The sequence below is a fragment of the Tessaracoccus sp. genome, assembly GCF_016714275.1.
Taxonomy (GTDB): domain Bacteria; phylum Actinomycetota; class Actinomycetes; order Propionibacteriales; family Propionibacteriaceae; genus Arachnia.
The window spans coordinates 1,530,148-1,550,671 of sequence record NZ_JADJNP010000001.1; the positions used below are offsets into that span (position 1 = coordinate 1,530,148).

The following is a 20,524-nucleotide window of genomic DNA, read 5'->3' on the forward strand; positions in this document are numbered from 1 at the left end:
AGCACGAAGCGGCCCCTCCCGTCGTCGTTACTGCTTGACTACGTCTGACCCACCACGAAGGCGAGGAAGCATGCGTCCCATCGATGCCGCTCACAAGACCACCCGGGTTCTGCGCCAAACGGTCCTGATCGCGCTCGCCACGGTCCTAATCCCCGCCGGAGCCGGCGCGACGACGGCCGACGCAGCCTCCCGCTTCACCACGACGCGCTGATCCGGGAACGCCCAGCGCCGCACGCGCAACGGGCCGACGCCTGAACCGTCGGCGGCCTGCGAGGTCAATTTCGTTCAGTTGCCCCGCGATCTGGGACTGGCCAGGTTTGATCCGTCAGGATACTGACGTCCGTAACCTCGCTGACCGGCTGCAGCTGCCGGAGATGACGGATCCGACCTGAGAGGCCATCTCGGCCGACCGAAACAACCTCAGTGGTCAGTCAAGGCCTAGGACGGAATACAGGTTCCTCATGCGCGCCTCTACCGCTATGCAGCGCAGCCAGCGCGTCAGCCGCGGCGAAACCGGAGTACCTGAGTCGGTTGGCCATGGCGTCCAACTCGGACCGAGACGACGCCGGGACGCGCGCCACGTCGTATCTCGTCTCACCGTTCTCGACATAGGCGTGACGAGCGGAGACGATATCGGTCGGATCGTGCTGAGGCACCAGGATCAGATGAGCATGGGCTACACCGAACCCGTGCACGACCATCCCGACTCGCAGCGGCGACAGTTCCTCGCGCATCCGCCGCCCAATCCTCTGCGCCACAACCATGATGTGGGCCGCGAGATCGTCCGGAATGTCCGTGAAGTGGTCGATATGTTCGCGCGGAACCACAAGGCACTCGCCAGGGCGCGTCGGCCGCAGCGTCACGAACGCCAGAGCCTGGGCGTCGGTGTGGACGATGCTCGCCTCGCCGCGCCCTGCGGCAATCTCGCAGAAGGGACAAACTATCGTCGACGTCATACACCCACTGTAGGGACTGGGTGGCCGAGCCAGCCGGATCTACTCATCGACCGGGAACAACATATGTTACGAAACGTCACACTTTGCATGTCGATGACCAGGTGCCTAGGGCAGACTGATCAAGCGTGGGACATACCGTGATTCAGATTCCCGTACCTGCGCTTGAACTGATCGCTCAGCAGGGTGTGCGGACACCCGTGTGTCCCCACATCACGTTGCTCGGACCCTTCGTCGATCAGCACGAGGTCGACAAAGATCTCGTGAACACCATTAGCGAGGTTCTCGCGCCGGTTCGGGCCTTCGATTTCCAGCTTTCCGACGTAGCGCACTTCGCTGAACGGCTGATCTACTTGGCACCCACCCCTGCAGAGCCGTTCATTCGGCTCACGGAGATGTTCAGCGAGGTCTTCCCGCTGTGGCCGCCATACGGCGGCGCGTTCGACGCGGTTGTCCCTCATCTATCCATCGGAGAAGACCTTCCAGAGACCGAGTTGGCGGCGCTCCGCGAGCTACTTCCGATCAGGACAACAGCAAACGAGGTGACGCTGACGTGGTGGTCCGAAGCTGCCGCAGAGGTACTCGCGCGCTTTCCGCTAAGTCCGTAGTACAACAGGCGACAAAGCACTGTCAGGAGCCGAGGTAGGCGATCCGCTGAAGGTCAAACATCTCGCGGTAGCGGCCGTTCAGGGCCATGAGTTCCGCATGGCTCCCTTGCTCGATGATCTGTCCTTCGTCCACGACGAGGATCCGATCGGCGAGGTACGCAGCGGAGTACCGGTGCGAGATCATCACCGAGATCGCGCCGCGGGCGGCCGCGGCCTCGCGCGCGGCGGCGGCGAAGGACTGGAAGAGCTCGAACTCAGCGTGAGCGTCCAGGGCGGAGGTCGGCTCGTCGAGCACCAGGAGCAGGGGGGCCTCGCGCATCCTTGAGCGTGCCAGGGCAATCAACTGCCACTGCCCGTGCGAGAGGTCCGTGCCCTGGCGTGGGGCAAGCGATGTGTCGATTCCGTCAGGGAGACTCGCGACGAAGTCGCCGGCGTTGCCGACGACGATCGCCGCCTGAATAGCGTCCCGGTCGTCGATCCTGGCCGGCTCTCCGATGCCCACGGCCTCGCGCACCGTGAAACGCGGCTTCATGAAGTCCTGGAAGGCTTCAGATGTCCGCTGACGCCAGGCCGCCGGATCCACCTCGCCCCCGTCGACGAGGAACCGGCCACGGGTGGGCTCGAGCAGACCGAGAAGGAGGTTCGCCAGCGTCGTCTTCCCCGCCCCGTTCTCGCCGACGATGGCGATCAGCGAGCCGCGCTCCAGGCGCATGTCGACGTCGGCCAGCACGGGCGCATCCGATCGTGCATAGGCGAACTCCACGCCGTCGAGGCTGATGCCCTCGCGAAGCTCGCGCCGAGCCGCTGCCGGGGGCCGACGCTCTCCGACCCGCCCACGCAGCCGGACGAGCGCCTGCATCGCCGACCAGAGCGGGGCGACGGACTTGACGGTCTCCAAGGTGCCCGCCAACTGACCGCGCAACGCGATGGACAGCGTGATCACCAGGACCAGGTCTCCGACGGTGTGCTCGCCCGTCGGCACCCCGTCAGCGACGGTCAAGAGGCCGATGACGAGCGTGACTCCCAGCACGATCCAGCTCGCGCCCACCCAGGACAGCGCCCTGAGCTGGGTCCTGAAGCGCCGTGCGGCGATGTCGACCCGGAGCGCGGCGGCTGCGGAACTGAGCGAGGGGCCGCAGTCGTAGGACCGGATCTCCTCGACCCCGCGGGGCTCGACGCAGATCTCGTGGAGATAGCGCTCGTTGCGCTCGAGAAGCGTCAGCAGCTCGATCTCGCGGATCTCCTTCCGGGAGGCGAGCAGGGAGACGGCGAGCGAGGCCAGCGCGCCGAGGACGATGACGCTGAGCCGCCAGTCCACCGAGATCAGCAACGCGACCGACAGCCCGAGGCCGATCAGCGTCCTGGTCGCCGACAGCACGACCCACGGCAGATCGATCGGAACGTGCGGGGTCTTGCGCAGGCGCTCGACGTCGTCGAGGAAGGCCGGGTCGGTGATCGACTCGAACTCCGCTCGACCGTCGATCAGGGCCAGCGTCCGGGCCCGCAACTCCGGAACCGTGCGGTCGTTCACGATCGACCAGAGGTTCACTCCGAGCCGCTGCAGGACGAGCCATGTCGTGAAGACAAGACCGGCCAGGAGAGCGAGGACCACGATCCGCCCCAGGCTTGCCTGACCGACGCTATCGACGAGTGCTCGCTGAACCGCCGCAGACGCGGCCGTCGACACGGCGGTCAGCAGCGAGAGGAAGGTGGCGAGCACCATTGCGACGGGCGCATATCCCCACGCCAGACGAAGTGCTCGGCGCATTTCGTCCAGCGCCGCCCTCATGCGATCTCCCGGAATCTGTCTGCCTGCGCCCGGAACATCGCGGCATAAGCCCCGTCGTGCTGGAGGAGTTCGTCATGGGTGCCGATCTCGGAGATCCGCCCTTCTTCGAGCAAGGCGATGCGATCGGCGCGTCGGACCGTCGATAGGCGATGCGTGATCAGCACGACCGTCACGCCTGCGAGCTCGGCCATCACCGTGTTGTAGAAGTCCGTCTCGCCACGAACATCTAGCTGAGAGGTGGGCTCGTCGAGAATGAGCACGCGTTTGCCGCGCCGAGCCGCCAGGATCGCCCGCGCAAGGGTCAGCCGCTGCCACTGGCCACCGGAGAGGTCCGTGGCGGCCTCGTTCGTGTTCCACAGCGGCGTGGCCAACGTGATTCCCCGCCGCTTGAACAGCTCCCCCAGCCCGGCGATCTCGAGCGCTCTCCACACTTCCTCGTCTGTCGCCGACGCCCCCAGCGTCACGTTCATCCTGATGTCCAGCGGAAGGCGTAGGGCCTCCTGGTTCATGATCGCGACGCCCGACGCCAGGCGGCTGCCCTCGGCGCTGTGGATCGGGTGCCCGTCGAAGGAGATGCTGCCGGAGGCCGGCTCGTAGAGCCCGCCGAGCAGCTTCGTGAGGGTGGACTTGCCCGCGCCGTTGCGCCCCACGAGGGCGAGGCGCTCGCCGGGACGAATGTCGAGGGAGACCGAGTCCAGGACCCCTCGCCCGGGGTATCCGAAGGCAAGCTGGTCGAGGATGATCCGGGGCGCCATGCCGAGGGCGGGAGCGCCCGCCGCCACCCGGCGCCGGTGCGGTCCGCGCTCCTGGTCACGCTCGTGCGCGGCGGCCAACGCCTCTATCCGCCCATGGGCACGCATCGACGCGAGCCCGTAGTCGATGTCCCAGGCCTCCCAGCCCATGAACGACATGCTCATGGTTCCTGTGACGGCGATCATGGCGACCGCCAGGTCGGAGGAGGAGAGGCGCCCAGAGAGACCGTCTATGCCCAGCCAGAGGAACGCGATCACCGCGATCGCGAACGCGATGCACCCCGTGATCCATTGCTCACGGACGATCTTGACGAGCGCCCGGATGCTCGCCGCGCTGGCGGAGGTAGCCTTCATGCGGAACTGGTCCGTCAGCCACGAACCGAACGCGAACACGGCGAACTCGCGTGCATGCCTGGGTTCGGCAAACGACTTCCAGATCTCGTCGGCCTCCCGCGCGACATCGGCGTGGGCGTCGACGATGCGGAGGAACGGCACCCACTCGGCGCGGATGATCGCCCGGATCGCGAACGCCCCGACGACGGCGATCACAGCCACCGGGACGTTGTAGGCCGCGATGACCGCGCCAAGCGCCAGCGCGGAGGCGACGCGAAAGGTGAGCCACAGCTGGCCGACCGCTGCGGCGCCCGCTGTTCGGCTTCGCCAGTCCAGCGCACCCGGGTCGCACGCGCGTGAGGCATCGGACTGGAAGTCCGCGCTCTCCACGGTCGCGAACGACAGCACCTCGCTCGCCAGGTGCCGCACCCGCGACCGGATGTGGCCGTCGATCGACGAGGCGACCCACGTCGACAACGGAGTGATGAACGCGAGCGCCTGCTGCAGGAGCACGATGGAGACCGCGACTCCGACGCCGGCCCACACCGCCTGACCGACGTCGCCCTCTCGCCTCAGCTGCTCGGCCAGCCGGCCCGTCAGAAGGGACGTCGCCACCGGCGCGAACGCCGTCACCATGCCCAGCGCGCCATACAGTAGGAGAGGAGGCCGCGCCGCGAGGAGGACAAGCCGGAGGAGCCGCCGCCGCTCCGCCACCATGTCCCGCACCCGAGCAAGCACCGCACACCTCCTCGCGAACGGCCGGTTCGACGACTAACGCGCGTTAGCCATCTGGGTCGCACACTCTACGGCACGCCGATACAACTCCCACCAAAGCTCCATGATCAGCCTTGCGCGGGTCCCCACCTAAGTAGAGGGATCCTCCGGAAGGCCGCGGGCGTGGAGGGCCTCGCCTGTGCGTTCCGCGTAGGCGACCGCGCCGACGACCGCGGGCGTCAGGAGCAGCGCGGGGTTGCGGTCCTTGCCCCGGGCGCGGGCGGCGTCGCGGGCGTCCTGGACGGCGCCCGCGAGGAACGGGATCGAACGGATCATCAACGCCACGGTCAGCGTCACCGCCTGCGGGTTCACCCGAATCCAGCGGAGAGGCGACAGCGCGCGGGTCAAAGCGTCCATCAGGTCCGGGGTCGACGTCGTCAGCGTCAGCATCCGCGCCGCCAGCACCGCGGCGAGCAGGTTGCCCGGAACGACGACGGCCTGTTCAGGCCGCAGCGAGATCAGCTGGTAGATCACGAGCACGGCGAGCAGAATCCACAGGTACCAGCCGATGGCGAAGATCCGGCGCAGGGGAACAGCGGAGGTCAGCAGCAGCGCCGTCAGGGCCGCGACCGCGAAGAGGGTCGCCCACCACGACCCGACGAGGATCGGCGCGATGGCCAGCGTCAGCATCAGCAGGTACTTCGCCCCGATGGGGAGCCGGAACAGCCACCCGTCGCCGGGCTCGAAGACGCCGAGCAGGCTGGTGTGCGCGTTCATCGGGCCATCGCCCCGACATACGCGTCGATCGCCTCTGCGGGCACGCCGTCGGCGAGGACGCGACCGTCGTCGATGACGACGACGCGGTCGGCGTCGGCGGCGAACTCGAGGTCGTGCGTGGAGTAGATGACCTGCTGTTCCAGCCCGGCCAGTGTGCGGCGCAGCGCCTGCCTGTTGCGGAGGTCCAGCAGCGTCGTCGGCTCATCGGCGACGATCACGCGAGGCTCGACCGCGAGCACGCTGGTGAGCGCGACGAGCTGGCGCTCTCCCCCGCTCAGGTCGTAGATGCTCTGGTGCGCCACGTGACCGACACCGCGCTCCTCCAGCAGGCCCAACGCCCGGAGCGTGCGCTCCTTCTTGTCCCGGATCCGGCCTTGCAGGCTGAGCGCGACGTCCTCCACGGGCGTCGACATCAGCAGCTGCGCAAGCGGATCCGTGAAGACGAAGCCGACCCGCTGACGCAGTCGCTTCGCGTCGGCAACGCTGTCCAGCCCGTCGACACGAACGCTGCCCGACGTCGGGGTACGCAGCCCGTTGAGGAGGCGGAGCAGGGTCGACTTCCCGGAACCGTTGGCCCCGACGACGGCGATCCGGTGCTCCGGCAACGTCAGCGAGATGTCGTCGAGCAGCACGCGATCGGCCTCACCCTGGCGCCAAGCCGGGATCACGACACTGACCGCGCGCAGCTCGATCATCGGGCGAGAAGCCTCGGGAAGGCCTTGTGCACGGCGAGGGAGAGGACCGCGGCGATGGCGTACTTGATCATGTCGGGGACCCAGAACGCGAGGTCGGTGAGGAACGCCGTGCCAACCGGCATGCCCGCGGCGCGCGCCATGCCGAGCGCGCCCAGCGGCCAGACGATGACGACGCGGCTCACCGCACACGCGAGGAAGAACCACAGCACGGTGGACGCCGAAAGCCCGCGCCGGACGACGTTCTGCGCCAGGTACCCGATGAGGGCGGCGGAGAGGACGAAGCCCACGAGGTACCCGCCCGTCGGGCCGAACAGCACCCCGATGCCGGCCTTGCCACCGGCGAAGACGGGAAGCCCCGCGAGCCCGACAAGGACGTACAAACCGACGGCTGCGGCGCCGCGCCACCAGCCGAGGCAGAGTCCCGCCAGCGCCACGCCGGTGAGCTGGAGCGTGATCGGGACGGGGACGATGCCGATGGGGATCGCGGGCGTCAGCGACAGCGCGGCCAACAGGGCGGCGAAGACGGCGATGTAGGCGAGATCGGCGGGCGTGGCCGCACGCCGTGCGGCGGGGGCGTCAACGTGGCTGGTCATGGCAGTCCTCCAAGGTCGATGACATCATCTAACACCAGAAGTTGAACAGTGTTCAACACGCCCCCGCAAAGCGCGCCGCCCGCTGTCGCCGCAGAGGTAGGACTCGAAACTCACTGCCCCAACTCATCGATGACGTCGGTAGTCAACGCTAGCCGCTCCTCCCCGCCGTCCCATCTGAGCCACAGCTCAAAGTTCCGTCCGATGTGGACGATGTCGGCGTACTCGAGGCCAGCATCACCCATCGAGCCCTCATCGCTCAATAGTCGTCGGACCTCCGCACTTGCTCCCTTTGCCTCGCTGCCTTTCGTCGGAGCGTCTGCGGGAACCATGTCGAACTTCGGCAACGGCAGAAGCGGTCTCCCCGCCGCGAGGTAGGGATCCAGCTGTGGGTCCGGGAGCAGAGTGATGTAGAAGCCGTCGAAGCCGCGGTCGGCTTTGGTGTCAACCTCGAGACGGTAGACGAGCTCCTTCGTCCCCTCCTCACTGACAAGCCTCGCCGGATAGACGGTGATGTCGAACCAGTCGCTGGCTTCGTGGTAGACAACGCCACCCGTCCATGCATCGGGATCGAGCGAAACGACGGCGGGAGGCGGGTCGTCGTCCTCCAGGTAGGGATCCGCCGGACTGCATGCCGCCACCAGCGCTACCAGCACCACCCAGATGACGGCGGAGCCACGGAGCTTCTTCATTTCATCTCCCAGCGCGCGACGGGCACTGATACGCCCAGGAGACCATGGTCCCACCATGACGGATGTGTCTTTCGCGCGGGCGCACCTAGGGAAAGACGTCTAGAGCTCCGTGACCTCGCCGGTGGTGAGGTTGATCGCCTCGCCGCCGGTGCCCGCGAGCGCAGCCTTGACCGCCGCCGCGAGCGTCGGGCCGAAGCCCGGCACCTCCGCGATCTCCTCGACCGTGGCCTGACGCAGCTTCCGCAGCGACCCGAAGTAGGTCAGCAGCGCCTTGCGCCGCAGTTCGCCGAGCCCGGGGACGTCGTCCAGCACGGACTCCACCAGGTTCTTCGCCCGCCGCGAGCGGTGGTGCGTGATCGCGAAACGGTGGGCCTCGTCGCGCAGCCGCTGCAGCAGGTACAACCCCTCGGACGCGCGCGGGAGGATGAGCGGGTACTCCTCCCCCGGCAGCCACACCTCCTCCAGTCGCTTGGCCAGCCCGCACAAGGCAATCTCGTCCTCCAGGCCAAAGCGCCGGAGCACCTCGGCCGCGGCGTTGACCTGCGGTAGGCCGCCGTCGACGACGACCAGCGCGGGCGGGTACGAGAACCGGGCCGCCTCGCCGGTTGTGGCGTCGACCTTGACCTCGGAGGCCCGGTCGTCGACGAGGCGACGCAGGCGCCTGCTCAGCACCTCATCCATGGCCGCGACGTCGTTGCTGCCCTCGAAGCTCTTGATCAGGAACCGCCGGTACTGGCTGCGCCGCGGCATGCCGTCCTCGAACACCACCATCGACCCGACGACCTCGGTGCCCATGGTGTGCGAGATGTCGTAACACTCGATCCGCAGCGGCGGCTGCGCGAGATCGAGCGCCTCTGCCACCTCGTCGAGGGCGGTGTTGCGCGTCGTCAGGTCGGTGGCGCGATGGAGGCGGGCCTGGTCGAGGGCCATCTCGGCGTTGCGGACGGCGGTGTCGAGCAACCGACGCTTCTCCCCCCGTAGCGGCACCCTGATGCTGACGCCGGCCCCGCGCCGCGCGCTGAGGTGAGCCGCCACCGTCGTCTCCGCCTCCACGGAGGCAAGGATGTGCGGCGGGATCTCCTGGTCCTCGGCGTACAGCTGTTCGAGGAAAGCCTCGAGTAGATCGGTGAGCGAGCGGTCGTCGGCACGGTCGGCGATCCAGCCGCGCTCGCCGAGGATGCGGCCGTCGACGACGTGGAACACCTGCACGGCGACCTGCTGCCCGTCGTCAGCGAGGCCCACGACGTCGGCGCGAAGGCCGTCGGTCAGCACGACGGAGTTCTTCTCCTGCACGCTCTTCAGCGCGGTGAGCGAGTCGCGGAGGACGGCGGCGCGCTCGAAGTTCAGGTCGGCCGACGCCTGATACATCTGGCGCTCGATCCTCCCGATGATCCCGCCAGTGTTGCCGCCCATGAACGAACAGAAGTCCTCCGCGATCTCGCGATGCTCCTCCTTGGAGACACGCCCTACGCAGGGCGCGGAGCACTTGCCGATGTCGCCCAGCAGGCACGGGCGCCCCGAGGCCTTCGCCCGGTTGAAGACGCCCTGCGTGCAGCTCCGCATCGGGAAGACCCGCAGGAGCAGGTCGACGGTGTCGCGAATGGCCCACGCCTTGCCGAACGGCCCGAAGTAGCGCACGCCCTTCTTCTTGGCGCCGCGGCCGACGAATACCCGGGGGAACTCCTCGTTCATGGTGACCGCAAGCCACGGGTAGGACTTGTCGTCGCGGTACTTGACGTTGAACCGCGGGTCGAACTGCTGGATCCACGTGTACTCGAGCTGCAGCGCCTCGAGTTCGTTGGCGACAACCGTCCACTCGACCTTCGCGGCCGTCCGCACCATGGTCTGGGTGCGGAAGTGCAGGCCGGCGGGATCGGCGAAGTAGGAGTTGAGCCGCTGCCGCAGACTCTTGGCCTTACCGACGTAGATGACATTTCCGAACGCGTCGAAGAACCTGTAGACGCCGGGGTCCGTAGGGATGCTCCCCGGCGCGGGGCGATACGTCGCGGGGTCGGCCATGGTCCCCGATCATACGTCGGGTCCGTTCCGACAACGGTCCGACGACGCCGCGGCACCCGTATCGGCTCTGGCTGAGCCCCGCGAGCGGGAGTAGGCTCATGGCATGTCGAACAAAGTGGATCGAGACGTGCGCCCGACCGGCTTGAAAAGGGAGCCGCACGCCGTCGAATGGCGCTTCGATGACCCTGCCGCCCGACACGCCGAGACCACCGCTTACCAGGCGCAACTCGCAGACTTCCGCCGCCGCGGCCGGTACGCCTTCCTCGTGCGTGTGTCCACCACCGTGCTGGCCATCCTGCTGCTCGCGATCGGTGTCGCGCTGACGCTCGGCTCCATGACGTCCATGCCCGGGTCGTTCCTCGCGCAGCGCTACGTGCCAGGCGCCGACGGCTCCATCACCATCCTGCGCGACGGCAACTACGCACTGACCAATGAGGCCAAGACGTTGCCCGTCTGCTCCATCACGGACCTCGACGGCGTCGACATCCCCCAGCGTCCGATCTCCCTGCCGGGCAACCCACCGATGGAGGCCAGCCTCTTCCACGTCTCCGAGGGAGGCTACCGGGTTTTCTGTGAGGGTGGAAACGACGGGGTGACCGCCTTCGCCCACGAGTCGCTCGACATCGTGCAGAACCGCCTGCTGGGCTTGGCGCTCCAGGCGCTCCCGTTCCTGGTCGTCGGCCTGGTATCCTACTTCGCCGGCACGTACGCCGCCGCTCGCATTCACCCGGAGTCGTCCCGCCCCGTCGTCCCCAGCTGACTGCTACAACAGCGGGCGGAGGAACTGGCCGGTCGCGGAGGTCTCCGTCCCCGCGATCTGTTCAGGGGTGCCCTTCGCGACGACGGTGCCGCCGCGAGAGCCACCGTCGGGGCCCATGTCGATGATCCAGTCCGCGGACTTGATGACGTCCAGGTTGTGCTCGATGGTGACGACGGTGTTGCCCGCGTCGACGAGGCGTTGCAGCACCGCGAGCAGACGCCTGATGTCCTCGAAGTGCAGGCCTGTCGTCGGCTCGTCGAGCACGTAGAGCGTGCGGCCCGTCGAGCGCTTCTGCAGCTCAGCAGACAGCTTCACGCGCTGCGCCTCCCCGCCGGAAAGCGTCGTCGCCGGCTGCCCGAGCCGCACGTAGCCCAAGCCGACCTCCGTCAGCGTCCGCAGGAAGCGTGCGATGGCCGGAATCGACTCGAAGAACTCGACGGCCTCGCTGATGGGCATGTCCAGCACCTCCGCGATGGTCTTGCCCTTGTAGTGCACCTGGAGCGTCTCGCGGTTGTAGCGCGCGCCGTGGCACACCTCGCACGGCACGTAGACGTCCGGGAGGAAGTTCATCTCGATCTTGATGGTGCCGTCGCCCATGCAGTTCTCGCAGCGCCCGCCCTTGACGTTGAACGAGAACCTCCCGGGCATGTAGCCGCGGACCTTCGCCTCGGGCGTCTGCGCGAACAGCGCGCGGATCTTGTCGAACACGCCGGTGTAGGTGGCGGGGTTGGAGCGCGGAGTGCGGCCGATCGGGGACTGGTCGACCTGGATCACCTTGTCGATGTTGTCCAAGCCCTCCAACACCTTGTGGCGACCGGGAACGGCCTTCGAGCCGTAGATCGCCTTGGCCGCCGCGGTGTAGAGGATGGAGTTCACCAGCGACGACTTGCCCGACCCGGACACGCCCGTCACAGCGATGAACGTGCCCAGCGGGAACGCGACGTCGATGCCGCGCAGGTTGTGCTCGCGCGCCCCCTTCACGACGATGCGGCTCCCGTTGCCCGGACGCCGGATGGCCGGGACGGGGATCTCGAGCCGCCCGGAGAGGTAAGCGCCGGTCTTCGACTCGGGATTAGCCAGCAACTCCGAGACGGGCCCGGAGACGACGACCTCGCCGCCGCCCTCGCCTGCGCCCGGGCCGATGTCGACGGCCCAGTCGGCCGCGCGGATCGTGTCCTCGTCGTGCTCGACGACGATCAGGGTGTTACCCAGGTCGCGGAGCCGGTGCAGCGTCTCGATCAGGCGCAGGTTGTCGCGCTGGTGCAGACCGATCGACGGCTCATCGAGGACGTACAGCACCCCGACGAGGCCGGAGCCGATCTGCGTCGCCAAACGGATCCGCTGCGCCTCGCCTCCGGAGAGCGTGCCGGAGGCCCGCGAGAGCGTCAGGTAGTCAAGACCGACGTCGAGCAGGAACTTCAGCCGCAGGTTGATCTCCTTGATCAGCCGCGCCGCGATCGCCGCCTCACGCTCGGTGAGCTGGAGGCCGCGGAGGAAGTCGGCCGCCTCGCCGATCGACATGTCGGACAGCTCGGCGATCGTGCGGTCGGCGACGGTCACGGCCAGCGACGACGGCTTGAGCCGCGTGCCCTTGCACGCCGGGCAGGCGACCTCGCGCATGTAGCCGCCCCAGCGGTCGCGCGCCGAGTCGGTCTCCGCCTCGTCGTAGCGGCGCCGGATGAACGGGATGACGCCCTCGTAGCGCTGCGAGAACGAGCGCACGCGGCCGAACCTGTTTCGATAGCTGACGACGACGTTCCCCTTCGCGCCGTGCAGCAGCGTGGCGCGTGCGGCGACGGGGAGCTTCCGCCACGGTGTCGATGTCGCGAAGCCATGCTCCTCGGCGAGCGAGCCCAACACGTGCGCATAGTGCGCCTTGACGGTGGGCGCGGTCCAGGGCGCAATCGCGCCGTCGTCGAGCGAGAGGTCCTCGTTGGGGATGATCAGCTCGGGGTCGGGGTCGAGCAGGGTGCCGAGACCAGAGCACTCGGGGCAGGCGCCCCAGGGGCCGTTGAACGAGAACTGGCGCGGCTCGAGCTCGTCGATGTTGACGTCGTGCTCGTTGGGGCAGCCCATCTTCTCGGAGAAGCGGCGCTCGCGCTCGGGGTCGTCGGCGGGGAGGTCGACCCAGTCGATGGTGACGACGCCGGACGCGAGGCCCAGCGCGGTCTCGATGGACTCGGTGATGCGCTGCTTGGCGTTCGGCCGGACGACGGCGCGGTCGACGACGACCTCGATGTCGTGTTTGCGGTTCTTGTCGATCGACGGCAGCTCGGTCAGCGGGTAGGTGGCCTTGTCGATGCGGACGCGGCTGTAACCGTCGGCGATGAGCTGCCGGAACAGCTCGGCGTGCTCGCCCTTCCTGCCCCGGACCAGCGGCGCGAGGATCTGGAAGCGCGTGCCCTCTTCCTCGGACATCAGCCGGTCGACGATCTGCTGCGGCGTCTGCCGCCCGATCACGGCGCCGCACACTTCACAGTGCGGCACGCCGATGCGTGCGTACAGGAGGCGGAGGTAGTCGTAGACCTCGGTGATGGTGCCGACGGTGGACCGCGGGTTACGGCTTGTCGACTTCTGATCGATCGACACGGCCGGCGAGAGGCCCTCGATGAAGTCGACGTCGGGCTTGTCCATCTGCCCGAGGAACATGCGCGCATAGGCGGAAAGCGACTCGACGTAGCGGCGCTGCCCCTCCGCGAAGATCGTGTCGAACGCCAAGGAGGACTTGCCCGAACCGCTGAGCCCCGTGAAGACGATCAGCGCGTCCCTGGGCAGGTCGAGGGAGACGTTCTTCAGGTTATGTACGCGTGCTCCGCGCACGATCAGCCGATCATTCACGCCCGCCATGGTACGGGTTTGCTAACTTTGGCCCCATGCCGAAACTTCGTGCGCCGTTTTCCGCGGTCCTTGACGCGGTGCGCGAGCACACCTCGATGCTCCTGGGCACGACGATCGGCTACTCCGCCGACGACTGGGCCGAACCCACAGCGCTTACCGGATGGACGCGCAGCCACGTCGCCGCGCACCTCGCCGACGGCGCCCGCGGCATGATTCGCGTGATCGACGGCCTGCACGCCGGGACCCCGCTGCGCATGTACGAGTCCGAGGAGTCGCGCCGCCGCTCGATGGAGCTAGGGGCCCTTGGCAGCGGGCTTGAGCTGCAGATCGGCCTCGACACCAGCGCGAGCGAGTTGCAGAGCAAGCTGGCCGGGCTTGAGGACGACGACCAGCAGGTCGAACTGCGTTCCGGCTACCGGGTGTCGGCCTCCACCATCCCGCTCGCCCGCCTCAGCGAGGTCGTCCTGCATCACATCGACCTCGGCTGGCGGCTCTCCGACGACGACCTGGCCCCGGGCATCGCCCGCGCACTGCTGAAGTTCCAGGTCTGGCGCATCGGCGCCCACCCCGACATCCCGCCCACGCTCTTGGTGGCGGACGAAGGCTACGAGGGGACCGTCGGCCCCGACGGCGACCGCGAGACCCTTCGCGGCCCGGCCGCGGACCTCACGGCCTGGCTCGCCCGCGGCGTCGAGTCGGACCGGCTGATCCGGGAGTCCTGACCCGGCGGGTGCGCGTCACCCAGGTCGCGCAGCGACCTCGCTATCGATCACCCATCCCGCGCTGACCTGCTGCCCCCTCGGCGAGGACCTGTTCCTCGGCCTTTCCTGCCTGAAGGGACTTGATATCGGCCAGCGGAACGCGGGCGGGCAAGCCCGGGGCCTCCTCGTCGATCCGGTAGAAGACGCCATCCTCAACCTCTGCGAACGCCCCCGAGGGCCCGCCGATCTGGACGTACGCGCCGTCGGGGTGCGGATCGTTGACGCCGTAGGCCATGGGCTGCAGGAACATCACGAAGGACCATCCAGTGGCCAATGCCGGGTCGCCCTCCACATCGGTGCCAACGGCGTCGTAGACGAGGAACTCCGTTCCCTGATCGGATCCCACGCTCAACTCGCCGGAGATGAGGCGCGTCAGCGTGACCGTGACGAGGCGATGCTTGCTGTCCGAGTAGGGCCCCGTCCTCCACCTGTCCCCGGTGACCTTCACCACGACGATCGCCGTCGAGTCCTCGGCGAGCTCACTCAAGGATCCGTACCGCCAGACCCGTAAGGCCTGGGACGTGACCTTCGGGGCGACGCGCTTCTCGGGCGCGCAGCCGCCAACCATGAACGTCCCCGCGACCGCCGCCCCCGCCCCGAGCACCGCGCGACGAGACATCGGGCCCGACAAAAGGGATGAATCGTGCATGACTCAACCTAGCACCGCTGCCCCGAGCTCACCGGCCTCTTGAGCCCGCGTCAGTGAGCGAACGGAAATTGTCGGAGGCCCTCACTAGGCTGGTGGAATGCGACCGATCGAGGAACTCCAGCGCCAAGTGGCCCCCTTTGAGGTGATCTCGGACTACACGCCGTCCGGGGACCAGCCCACCGCCATCGCGGACCTGGAACGCCGGCTGAGCGCGGGCGAGAAGGACGTCGTGCTGCTGGGCGCGACGGGCACGGGAAAGACGGCGACGGTGGCCTGGCTGGCCGAGCGGCTGCAGCGGCCCATGCTCGTCATGCAGCCGAACAAGACGCTGGCCGCGCAGTTCGCCACGGAGCTGCGCGAACTCATGCCCAACAACGCCATCGAGTACTTCGTCTCCTACTACGACTACTACCAGCCCGAGGCGTACCTGCCACAGACGGACACCTACATCGAGAAGGACTCTTCGTTGAACGAGGAGGTAGAGCGGATGCGGCACGCGGCCACCAGCTCTCTGCTGACGAGGCGCGACGTCATCGTCGTCGCGACGGTGTCTGCCATCTACGGCCTCGGCACCCCCGAGGAGTACCTGGAGCAGCGGGTCACGCTGCGCGTCGGTGACCGGTTCGACCGCGACGCGCTCCTGCGGCACCTCGTCGACATCCAGTACGCGCGCAACGACATCGGCGGCGGCCGCGGCACGTTCCGCGTCAAAGGCGACACCGTCGAGATCTTCCCCATGTACGAGGAGAACGCGCTGCGGGTGGAGTTCTTCGGCGACGAGATCGAGCGCATCGCCACCATGCACCCGCTCACCGGCACCGTCATCCTCGAGGAGCAGGAAGCCTACGTCTTCCCCGCCACGCACTACTCCGCAGGCGCCGAGAGGATGGAGCGCGCCATCGGGGGCATCGAGACAGAGCTGACAACGCGGCTGACAGAGTTCGAGGCGCAGGGGAAGCTCCTAGAGGCGCAGCGGCTGCGCATGCGCACCAGCTACGACATCGAGATGATGCGCCAGATCGGCACCTGCTCCGGCATCGAGAACTACTCACGCCACATCGACGGCCGCCAGGCGCACTCCGCGCCGTCGTGCCTCCTGGACTACTTCCCCGAGGACTTCGTGCTCGTCGTCGACGAATCGCACGTGTCCATCCCGCAGATCGGCGGCATGTACGAGGGCGACGCCTCCCGTAAGCGGACGCTGGTGGAGCACGGGTTCCGGCTACCCAGCGCCATGGACAACCGGCCGCTGAAGTTCGACGAGTTCGTCGAGCGCATCGGCCAGACCGTCTACCTGTCCGCGACACCGGGCCCATACGAGATGGAGCGGGCCACCGGCATCGTCGAGCAGATCATTCGCCCGACAGGCCTCGTCGACCCCGAGGTGATCCTCAAGCCCACGAAGGGCCAGATCGACGACCTCATGGCGGAGGTGAAGCTGCGCGTGGAGCGCAACGAGCGCGTGCTCGTCACCACGCTGACGAAGAAGATGGCCGAGGACCTGACCGACTACCTGATGGACCACGGCATCAAGACGCGCTACCTCCACTCCGACATCGACACCATCCGGCGCATCGAGCTGCTGCGCGAGTTGCGGCTGGGCGAGTACGACGTGTTGGTGGGCATCAACCTGCTCCGCGAGGGCCTCGACCTGCCGGAGGTGTCGCTTGTCGCCATCCTCGACGCCGACAAGGAGGGCTTCCTACGCTCGGCGCGCTCGCTGATCCAGACCATCGGCCGCGCCGCCCGTAACGTCGCAGGCCAGGTCCACATGTACGCGGACAAGATCACGCCATCGATGGAGGCCGCGATCGAGGAGACCAACCGCCGCCGCGCCATTCAGGTTGCGTACAACACCGAGAACGGCATCGACCCACAGCCGCTGCGTAAGCGCATCGCCGACGTCACCGAGATGCTGGCCCGGGAGGACGCGGACACCGATGAGCTGCTGGGCGCCGCCGGCACAGGAAAGCCGGGCCGCGGCAAGGGCCTCGACCCGTCGTCGATGGCCATCGGCGACTTGCGCCAGCTCATCCAGGACCTGACCGAGCAGATGCACCAGGCGGCATCGGAGCTCCAGTTCGAGGTCGCGGCCCGACACCGCGACGAGATCTCCGACCTGAAGAAGGAACTCCGCCAGATGATCGAGGCGAACAAGTAGCACGGTTAACCTTGGTCACGAACAAGCGAGCGTCGACATGCTGTACGTCTCGTTCGGAATGCTCATGGCCTCCGCTTCCGATAGACCACGACCGGATCGACGTCGAGCCGCCGCCCGGCACCGTCCAATCCAGCGCAAGCCTCGCCTAGCCTGGGAGGGTCTCGCAGACCTTCTCATCTTGGAACTTCTAAGCAACTCAGGTTGCTTAGTCCTCAATAGGCAACTACAGTTGCTTGCATGGCAAAGGAACAACCCGCCCCGATCGGCGGCGTCGCCGACGAGCTCGCGGCGGTGCTCGCATTGCGCGAGCTCGTGGAACTCAGGGAGGACGCCGCGGTCGAGCACGCGCTCGCGGAGGGCTGGACCTGGATACAAGTCGCCGAGGCCCTCGGCGTCACGCGGCAGGCGGTCCACAAGCGCCACTCCCGGCGACTCGCGGCGACCGGCATCCCCTTGAGGAGGCGAAATGAGTGACCCGTCGGGCCTGCCGGACCTCGGCCAAAGCGCGCGGGCCACGCTCATGGGGGCGGCCGTCGAGGCTCAGCGCCTGGGCCTCGCCACCACCGAGGCCGAGCACCTCCTCCTCGCGCTGGCCGCGGAACCACTCACGCCGGCGGGAGCACTCCTCGCCGAGGTTGGCCTCGACCACGCAGGCACCCTCGCCGCCCTCAAGGCCGAGCGTGCCCACTCACTCAGGGCGGCCGGCGTCGACCCCGCAGCTGCGGAGCACCTCCGGCCGACCCGACTGCCCATCACCAAGGCCCGGTGGGGGTCGACCCTGCGCGACGTGATCAACCGTGGGGCACATCTGGCCCGCAGCAGCGGCCGACGCGACCCGCGGGCGTTCCGGCAACTCGATCTCCTGGCAGGCCTGCTCGACCTGGAATACGGCACCGTACCCCGCGCGCTCGCCTACGCCGGCATCGACCGTGAGCGCCTCCTATCCACAGCCCGAGGCCCCGCCTCCTAAGCCCCGCACCACGACTCTCCCGCGGACGCCCACACGGGCGGTCCGCTCCCCATCGCGCTCTAACGGGCGCGCCTGAAAGGAACTCGACCATGCATTCTCACTCCACGCCGTGGGCGATCGAGGCCGACAGCCTCGTCAAGCTCTTCGGCACCAACCGAGCCGTCGACGGCGTCGACCTCCGCGTCGCCGAGGGCAGCGTCTACGGCGTCCTCGGCCCCAACGGGGCAGGCAAGACCACCACCCTCTCCATGCTCGCCACCCTCCTCAAACCCGACGGCGGCAGCGCCCGCGTCTTCGGCCACGACATCGTCCGCGAGTCCCACCAGGTCCGCCAGCTGGTCGGCGTCACCGGCCAGTACGCGAGCGTCGACGAGAAGCTCTCCGCCACCGAGAACCTCGTCATCTTCGGCCGGCTGCTCGGGCTGAGCACCCGCGCGGCGCGCGCCAAGTCCGACGAACTCCTGGAGAGCTTCGCCCTAACAGAGGCCGCCCGTAAGCCCCTCTCCCAGTTCTCCGGCGGCATGCGCCGCCGACTCGATCTCGCGGCCTCGCTCATCGCGCAACCCCCTCTGCTCTTCCTGGACGAACCCACCACAGGCTTGGACCCACGCACGCGTGGCCAGATGTGGAACACCATCCGCGCGCTGGTCGCTACCGGCTCGACGGTGCTACTCACCACGCAGTACCTCGATGAGGCGGACCAGCTCGCCGACAGGATCGCCGTCATCGACCGTGGGCGCGTCGTAGCCGAGGGCACCTCCGACGAACTGAAGTCGTCGGTGGGCACCTCGACGCTCCAGCTCGCCCTTGCCTCGGCGACCGACGCGCCGGGTGCCGCCGAGATTGTCGAAGCCGTCCTCGGCACGCGCCCCACGCTCTCTCCCGAGGCGGCCAAGGTGACGGCCCCCATGGCCGACGCCGACCGTGTCACCGACCTGCTCATCGCGCTCCGGGATAGAGGCTCCACCTGATCGGGCTGAGCGTCCAGCAGCCCACACTCGACGAGGTCTTCCTCGCCATCACCGGCGCACCCGCCAACACCGCAGAGGAGGTCGCGGCATGACCGCCACCATCACCCCCGTCTCCGACAGAACCCTCACGGCCCACGCGTCCGCCGCACAGGCGCTGCGCGATACCCTCACCATGGCCTGGCGCTCCCTCCTGCGCGTCCGAAGGACGCCCGAGCAATGGGCCGACGTTATCCTCCAACCCGTCATCTTCACCGTGATGTTCGCCTTCCTCTTCGGCGGCGCCATCGCAGGCGACGTCGGCTCCTACCTGCCCACGCTGATCCCGGGCATCCTCGTGCAGACGGTCATCACGACGTCGGTCGTGACGGGCGTACAGCTGCGCGAGGACATGGACACCGGGGTCTTCGACCGGTTCCGCACCCTCCCGATCGCTCGAATCGCGCCGCTGGCCGGGGCGCTGCTCGCCGACACCCTGCGCTACGCCGTCGCCACCGCCATGACCTTCGTCGTCGGAATGGCGATCGGCTACCGCCCGGCGGGCGGGGTCGTCGGCGTCCTGCTCGCCGGGCTGCTGGTAGTCGCGTGCTCGTGGGCGATCAGCTGGATCTTCGCCCTCCTGGGCGTGGTGTCCCGCTCGGCGACCACGGTGCAGTCGCTGTCCTTCCTTGTTCTCTTCCCGTTGACGTTCCTCTCGAACGCCTTCGTCCCGATCGAAACGCTCCCGAGCTGGCTGCGCTGGTTTGCCACCGCCAACCCGGTGTCGCACCTCATCAGCGGCACCCGAGCGCTCGCCAACGGGACCCAAGCAACCGGCGACGTGACCATCGCGCTGCTGGGCGCCGCGGTCGTTGTGGCGGTCTTCGCGCCGCTCACCGTGCACGCCTACATGCGCAAGGCCTGACACCAACCCCTATTTACGAACCTTCTCGGTATTTAAAATCGGCAGTGTTTCGCGCAAAAGTCCTTGTGAAGTAAGGTTTCCCTGTCTTGACGGCCTCGTGCGTAATTCGTAATGTTTGGTTCGTCAGATGCGCAAGGAAGAAGGGGAAACCGCCATGAGCACCATCACCAACATCAAGACCTGCGCCACCACGTCCTGCGCCTACAACGCGGGCGGCTGCACGGCTTTCGCCGTCACCATCGCCGGAGCCGAGAAGGCCTCCTGCATCACGTTCCTCACGCTCGACGCGCGCGGCGGCCTGCCGACGGCCGACGGTCACGTCGGGGCGTGCCAGCGCCTCGAGTGCGTGCACAACGCCGACCTGATGTGCACCGCCGAGGGCGTCGACATCTCCGATTCGGCTGCCTGCCTCACCTACCAGGCCCGCTGAGCCGAACCACCCCTTTACCCAGAGAGGCCCCGCGAAAGCGGGGCCTTTTGGCGTGCTCGGGACGAAGACGTCCGCGACGCGCAGCGGGCGCTGGACTCATCGGCCCCGGGAAACGAGTGCGTGGGCCCCGTCGAAACGGGGCCCACGCGCTCTCGACCACG

The 20,524-nt window shown here is 67.9% G+C and carries 20 protein-coding genes; 10 read left to right on the forward strand and 10 right to left on the reverse strand.

The genetic code is table 11. The features are described 5' to 3' along the window. The first annotated feature begins 70 nt into the window (after positions 1-70). Complete coding sequence (locus IPJ61_RS07085; protein WP_297104676.1) at positions 71-211, forward strand: hypothetical protein; 141 nt, start codon at positions 71-73, stop codon at positions 209-211. Positions 212-431: 220 nt separating this feature from the next. Here IPJ61_RS07085 and IPJ61_RS07090 read toward each other — a convergent pair whose 3' ends face one another. Beyond that, positions 432-956: an HIT family protein gene (locus tag IPJ61_RS07090; protein ID WP_297104678.1), complete on the reverse strand. Its 525-nt coding sequence runs from the start codon at positions 954-956 to the stop codon at positions 432-434. Positions 957-1,093: 137 nt separating this feature from the next. On the opposite strand from IPJ61_RS07090, the gene IPJ61_RS07095 reads away from it, so the two are divergent. Beyond that, a complete protein-coding gene (locus IPJ61_RS07095; protein ID WP_297104681.1) occupies positions 1,094-1,561 on the forward strand; it encodes a 2'-5' RNA ligase family protein in 468 nt (155 codons plus the stop codon). A 22-nt stretch (positions 1,562-1,583) separates the two neighbouring features. Here IPJ61_RS07095 and IPJ61_RS07100 read toward each other — a convergent pair whose 3' ends face one another. The 7 genes from IPJ61_RS07100 to uvrC form a co-directional block, all read right to left on the reverse strand. Next, on the reverse strand, positions 1,584-3,350 hold the full coding sequence (locus IPJ61_RS07100; protein WP_297104685.1) for an ATP-binding cassette domain-containing protein: 1,767 nt from the start codon (positions 3,348-3,350) through the stop codon (positions 1,584-1,586). Further along, positions 3,347-5,173 carry an ABC transporter ATP-binding protein gene (locus IPJ61_RS07105; protein WP_297104688.1) on the reverse strand — a complete coding sequence of 609 codons (1,827 nt, stop codon included), beginning with the start codon at positions 5,171-5,173 and terminating at the stop codon, positions 3,347-3,349. Before IPJ61_RS07105 ends, IPJ61_RS07100 begins: the two co-directional genes overlap by 4 nt. 126 nt (positions 5,174-5,299) lie before the next feature. Further along, positions 5,300-5,926: an energy-coupling factor transporter transmembrane component T family protein gene (locus IPJ61_RS07110; protein WP_297104691.1), complete on the reverse strand. Its 627-nt coding sequence runs from the start codon at positions 5,924-5,926 to the stop codon at positions 5,300-5,302. Further along, entirely contained in the window at positions 5,923-6,621 is a 699-nt protein-coding gene (locus tag IPJ61_RS07115; RefSeq protein WP_297104693.1) for an energy-coupling factor ABC transporter ATP-binding protein, read from the reverse strand. The genes IPJ61_RS07110 and IPJ61_RS07115 overlap by 4 nt, the downstream gene beginning before the upstream one ends. Next, positions 6,618-7,214, reverse strand: a complete 597-nt coding sequence (locus IPJ61_RS07120) for a biotin transporter BioY (protein WP_297104695.1) — start codon at positions 7,212-7,214, stop codon at positions 6,618-6,620. The genes IPJ61_RS07115 and IPJ61_RS07120 overlap by 4 nt, the downstream gene beginning before the upstream one ends. Before the next feature lie 110 nt (positions 7,215-7,324). Beyond that, positions 7,325-7,903: a hypothetical protein gene (locus IPJ61_RS07125; protein WP_297104699.1), complete on the reverse strand. Its 579-nt coding sequence runs from the start codon at positions 7,901-7,903 to the stop codon at positions 7,325-7,327. A 99-nt stretch (positions 7,904-8,002) separates the two neighbouring features. After that, positions 8,003-9,922 (reverse strand): excinuclease ABC subunit UvrC, encoded by a 1,920-nt coding sequence (uvrC, locus tag IPJ61_RS07130; RefSeq protein ID WP_297104701.1) that lies wholly within the window; start codon positions 9,920-9,922, stop codon positions 8,003-8,005. Positions 9,923-10,025: 103 nt separating this feature from the next. On the opposite strand from uvrC, the gene IPJ61_RS07135 reads away from it, so the two are divergent. Then, positions 10,026-10,682 carry a hypothetical protein gene (locus IPJ61_RS07135; RefSeq protein ID WP_297104704.1) on the forward strand — a complete coding sequence of 219 codons (657 nt, stop codon included), beginning with the start codon at positions 10,026-10,028 and terminating at the stop codon, positions 10,680-10,682. Between the two features lie 3 nt (positions 10,683-10,685). Here IPJ61_RS07135 and uvrA read toward each other — a convergent pair whose 3' ends face one another. After that, on the reverse strand, positions 10,686-13,529 hold the full coding sequence (gene uvrA / locus IPJ61_RS07140; protein ID WP_297104707.1) for an excinuclease ABC subunit UvrA: 2,844 nt from the start codon (positions 13,527-13,529) through the stop codon (positions 10,686-10,688). 26 nt (positions 13,530-13,555) lie between these two features. Between uvrA and IPJ61_RS07145 the strand changes: the two genes are divergently transcribed. Then, positions 13,556-14,242, forward strand: a complete 687-nt coding sequence (locus IPJ61_RS07145; protein ID WP_297104710.1) for a maleylpyruvate isomerase family mycothiol-dependent enzyme — start codon at positions 13,556-13,558, stop codon at positions 14,240-14,242. Between the two features lie 40 nt (positions 14,243-14,282). On the opposite strand, the gene IPJ61_RS07150 is transcribed toward IPJ61_RS07145, so the two are convergent. Continuing rightward, positions 14,283-14,930, reverse strand: coding sequence for a hypothetical protein (locus tag IPJ61_RS07150; RefSeq protein WP_297104712.1), 648 nt, complete (start codon positions 14,928-14,930; stop codon positions 14,283-14,285). Positions 14,931-15,027: 97 nt separating this feature from the next. Between IPJ61_RS07150 and uvrB the strand changes: the two genes are divergently transcribed. The 6 genes from uvrB to IPJ61_RS07180 all read left to right on the forward strand — a co-directional run bounded on the left by uvrB (position 15,028) and on the right by IPJ61_RS07180 (position 20,363). Beyond that, positions 15,028-17,091, forward strand: a complete 2,064-nt coding sequence (gene uvrB, locus IPJ61_RS07155) for an excinuclease ABC subunit UvrB (protein WP_297104715.1) — start codon at positions 15,028-15,030, stop codon at positions 17,089-17,091. A gap of 237 nt (positions 17,092-17,328) precedes the next feature. Beyond that, a complete protein-coding gene (locus tag IPJ61_RS07160) occupies positions 17,329-17,565 on the forward strand; it encodes a hypothetical protein (protein ID WP_297104716.1) in 237 nt (78 codons plus the stop codon). Then, on the forward strand, positions 17,558-18,061 hold the full coding sequence (locus IPJ61_RS07165) for a Clp protease N-terminal domain-containing protein (RefSeq protein ID WP_297104719.1): 504 nt from the start codon (positions 17,558-17,560) through the stop codon (positions 18,059-18,061). Before IPJ61_RS07160 ends, IPJ61_RS07165 begins: the two co-directional genes overlap by 8 nt. A gap of 89 nt (positions 18,062-18,150) precedes the next feature. Further along, complete coding sequence (locus tag IPJ61_RS07170; RefSeq protein ID WP_297104722.1) at positions 18,151-19,032, forward strand: ATP-binding cassette domain-containing protein; 882 nt, start codon at positions 18,151-18,153, stop codon at positions 19,030-19,032. An 88-nt stretch (positions 19,033-19,120) separates the two neighbouring features. Continuing rightward, positions 19,121-19,933, forward strand: coding sequence for an ABC transporter permease (locus IPJ61_RS07175; RefSeq protein ID WP_297104725.1), 813 nt, complete (start codon positions 19,121-19,123; stop codon positions 19,931-19,933). A 154-nt stretch (positions 19,934-20,087) separates the two neighbouring features. Next, positions 20,088-20,363 (forward strand): DUF1540 domain-containing protein, encoded by a 276-nt coding sequence (locus IPJ61_RS07180; protein WP_297104729.1) that lies wholly within the window; start codon positions 20,088-20,090, stop codon positions 20,361-20,363. The last annotated feature ends 161 nt before the right edge of the window (positions 20,364-20,524 follow it).

Excerpts from the sequence above, each read along its gene's own strand:
- IPJ61_RS07170 (WP_297104722.1), top strand. The coding sequence starts at position 18,151 with ATGCATTCTCACTCCACGCCGTGGGCGATCGAGGCCGACAGCCTCGTC.
- IPJ61_RS07180 (WP_297104729.1), top strand. The coding sequence starts at position 20,088 with ATGAGCACCATCACCAACATCAAGACCTGCGCCACCACGTCCTGCGCC.
- IPJ61_RS07145 (WP_297104710.1), top strand. The coding sequence starts at position 13,556 with ATGCCGAAACTTCGTGCGCCGTTTTCCGCGGTCCTTGACGCGGTGCGC.
- IPJ61_RS07150 (WP_297104712.1), bottom strand. The coding sequence starts at position 14,930 with ATGCACGATTCATCCCTTTTGTCGGGCCCGATGTCTCGTCGCGCGGTG.
- IPJ61_RS07160 (WP_297104716.1), top strand. The coding sequence starts at position 17,329 with ATGGCAAAGGAACAACCCGCCCCGATCGGCGGCGTCGCCGACGAGCTC.
- IPJ61_RS07115 (WP_297104693.1), bottom strand. The coding sequence starts at position 6,621 with ATGATCGAGCTGCGCGCGGTCAGTGTCGTGATCCCGGCTTGGCGCCAG.
- IPJ61_RS07125 (WP_297104699.1), bottom strand. The coding sequence starts at position 7,903 with ATGAAGAAGCTCCGTGGCTCCGCCGTCATCTGGGTGGTGCTGGTAGCG.
- IPJ61_RS07165 (WP_297104719.1), top strand. The coding sequence starts at position 17,558 with ATGAGTGACCCGTCGGGCCTGCCGGACCTCGGCCAAAGCGCGCGGGCC.
- IPJ61_RS07085 (WP_297104676.1), top strand. The coding sequence starts at position 71 with ATGCGTCCCATCGATGCCGCTCACAAGACCACCCGGGTTCTGCGCCAA.
- IPJ61_RS07090 (WP_297104678.1), bottom strand. The coding sequence starts at position 956 with ATGACGTCGACGATAGTTTGTCCCTTCTGCGAGATTGCCGCAGGGCGC.
- IPJ61_RS07135 (WP_297104704.1), top strand. The coding sequence starts at position 10,026 with ATGTCGAACAAAGTGGATCGAGACGTGCGCCCGACCGGCTTGAAAAGG.
- IPJ61_RS07120 (WP_297104695.1), bottom strand. The coding sequence starts at position 7,214 with ATGACCAGCCACGTTGACGCCCCCGCCGCACGGCGTGCGGCCACGCCC.
- IPJ61_RS07100 (WP_297104685.1), bottom strand. The coding sequence starts at position 3,350 with ATGAGGGCGGCGCTGGACGAAATGCGCCGAGCACTTCGTCTGGCGTGG.
- uvrB (WP_297104715.1), top strand. The coding sequence starts at position 15,028 with ATGCGACCGATCGAGGAACTCCAGCGCCAAGTGGCCCCCTTTGAGGTG.
- uvrA (WP_297104707.1), bottom strand. The coding sequence starts at position 13,529 with ATGGCGGGCGTGAATGATCGGCTGATCGTGCGCGGAGCACGCGTACAT.
- IPJ61_RS07110 (WP_297104691.1), bottom strand. The coding sequence starts at position 5,926 with ATGAACGCGCACACCAGCCTGCTCGGCGTCTTCGAGCCCGGCGACGGG.
- IPJ61_RS07175 (WP_297104725.1), top strand. The coding sequence starts at position 19,121 with ATGACCGCCACCATCACCCCCGTCTCCGACAGAACCCTCACGGCCCAC.
- uvrC (WP_297104701.1), bottom strand. The coding sequence starts at position 9,922 with ATGGCCGACCCCGCGACGTATCGCCCCGCGCCGGGGAGCATCCCTACG.